Source organism: Desulfonatronovibrio magnus (assembly GCF_000934755.1).
Lineage (GTDB): Bacteria > Desulfobacterota > Desulfovibrionia > Desulfovibrionales > Desulfonatronovibrionaceae > Desulfonatronovibrio > Desulfonatronovibrio magnus.
The window spans coordinates 1-1,472 of sequence record NZ_JYNP01000146.1; the positions used below are offsets into that span (position 1 = coordinate 1).

The window sequence follows — 1,472 nt, forward strand, 5'->3', positions numbered from 1 at the left end:
ACTCATGGGCATCATAATGTTGAATTCATCCATTGACACACATCTTGAAGCATCCAGGATTTCCATTTCCAAGGGACTTCCATTTTCATCAAGATGAAGAATAACCCCCTCCTTCATGTCAAAGGAGTCAACTGGTTGCCCTTCCTTGAAACTGATGACAAGAACATCAGCGTCTTGGGAGTATTGTATCTTCATTGCATTCGCCTCCTTGAAAATATCTTTTTTTGTATGGAAAATATACAGTGACTAAAACCGGGATAGCTGCATCGTACTCATACACAGCCCTCAATACGTGTTCACCAAAGCATCTATGTGCGATGAATCTGTCGTGATGGCCGGCAAGGACTTCTTCCGGGTCGAGCAATGCTTTCGCTACCATTTCCAGTGTAAGCTGCCACTTGTTCATTCTTTAAAGAGCATGATTCAAAAAAAGAAGTTGCACTTGCTGATCATTTATTTCAAATGTAAACAGCGTCCCTTTTGGAACAACAATACGTTTAATGCAAACTGCCGTCAATTTAAGATTCCTTGTTATTCAATATTGTTACGATTGTCCGTATCCTTCCATATGTTCCGTGGATAAAAAGCGACAGAAGAACTTCGCCCACGGAATACACTGAAAAGCGCGGAAAAGGAATCTTTAAATTCGGTGTCCTTCCGTGCCTGCCCAGTGAAATTCCTGCCCGGTGAAACAAATCCATAGGATTTCCTGCAAAGAAGGGTTTAACTGGGTCTTCCCATTTCACATCGAGTGTTCCGCCTGCCCAGTTAAACCTTCTGTCGTTTAACCGGGGTGGGCAGAATTCTTTATGAATGCTTACGCATCCATGGGCATCATGATGTGGTTTAATGATTATCGTCAATGCCCAATTGCTTCAATATTAATTTGACCAGAGATTCTTTGATCTCATTATGCCTTGGTACTGGCGTTTGCTTTCCATTATGTGGATTCGCGTAGATGTCATGCTTGTTGCCATGTCTTTTCAAATAGCATCCTGACCTGACAAGTCTTTTAATCAGGCTGGTCCGCTACAAACCGCAACCTCAATCTCCATTGTCCTGGATTCAGGGTGAGCGGGCATGTCAGCTTCCTGGACGATCATTTGATACGCATCCCGGATATTCTCCTGAAGCTCTTCAATTGTCTCGCCCTGGCTGAATACGCCTGGGACTTCCTGCAGGCGACCTACATACCATCCGTCGTCGATCCAGTATTCCAAGGTAAAATTTTTCAACATAATACTCACCTCTATTTATTGTAAAAAATAGTTGCACACAGGGGAAATCCGTGGTCCGTTTGGACGTTTGGGAGTATGGGGGTATGAACCCGTAATCCGTGGTCCGAAAGCCGAAGTCGGAAGTCCGGAGTCAAAGAACATATATCGTTGTTTGCTTTGCATTTATCTATCACCTCTCAATACTTCTTCCACTCTTTGCATTATGGTCAATGCACTCTTGTCCATGCGTGAAAA

General features: G+C 43.5%; 4 protein-coding genes. All 4 read right to left on the reverse strand.

Annotated elements, in window-relative coordinates; translation table 11 throughout:
- Positions 1-195, reverse strand: a 195-nt coding sequence (locus LZ23_RS11880) for a DUF2283 domain-containing protein (RefSeq protein ID WP_045214482.1), incomplete at its 3' end; no start/stop codon positions are given.
- Between the two features lie 323 nt (positions 196-518).
- The gene (locus LZ23_RS24155; protein WP_157493214.1) at positions 519-863 is read right to left on the reverse strand and encodes a hypothetical protein; all 345 of its coding nucleotides are present in this window, start codon (positions 861-863) and stop codon (positions 519-521) included.
- On the reverse strand, positions 847-987 hold the full coding sequence (locus tag LZ23_RS25540; RefSeq protein WP_353740103.1) for a type II toxin-antitoxin system HicA family toxin: 141 nt from the start codon (positions 985-987) through the stop codon (positions 847-849). Before LZ23_RS25540 ends, LZ23_RS24155 begins: the two co-directional genes overlap by 17 nt.
- A 29-nt stretch (positions 988-1,016) precedes the next feature.
- Complete coding sequence (locus LZ23_RS11890) at positions 1,017-1,238, reverse strand: type II toxin-antitoxin system HicB family antitoxin (RefSeq protein ID WP_045214486.1); 222 nt, start codon at positions 1,236-1,238, stop codon at positions 1,017-1,019.
- Positions 1,239-1,472: the final 234 nt, after the last annotated feature.